This is a genomic window from Pseudomonas sp. D47 (assembly GCF_045447305.1).
Lineage (GTDB): Bacteria > Pseudomonadota > Gammaproteobacteria > Pseudomonadales > Pseudomonadaceae > Aquipseudomonas.
Window position 1 is genome coordinate 1 of sequence record NZ_JBJGXU010000214.1, and the last position, 306, is coordinate 306.

Genomic DNA, 306 nt, shown 5'->3' on the forward strand with positions numbered 1-306 from the left:
CGGTAGCAGTCCTCGCCATACGTAGCTTTCGCTTGGACAATCTGAGTAGCTTCAACGCATCAAGAAATACCGAGTTGGCTCGTGTGGTGCGCAGGTAGCAAGTATTTTTATACCGACCCTACCCATCCTCTGAACAAGCAGAGGAAACAGTTCATGAGATTAATTCGTCTGAAAGAAGTCAAGCATGCCACTGGTCTGGGCCGCTCCACGATCTACAAGTATATCGAAGAGGGAAACTTTCCGAAGTCCGTCCCCCTAGGTGAGAGAGCCGTAGCTTGGGTTGAGAGCGAAGTCGTGGGCTGGGTC

The 306-nt window shown here is 51.3% G+C and carries 1 protein-coding gene; it reads left to right on the forward strand.

Annotation, left to right across the window (positions count from 1 at the left end; genetic code table 11):
• Positions 1-153: 153 nt before the first annotated feature.
• Positions 154-306 (forward strand): AlpA family transcriptional regulator (locus ACI77I_RS32280; protein WP_407000267.1); only part of this gene is annotated, 153 nt, incomplete at its 3' end.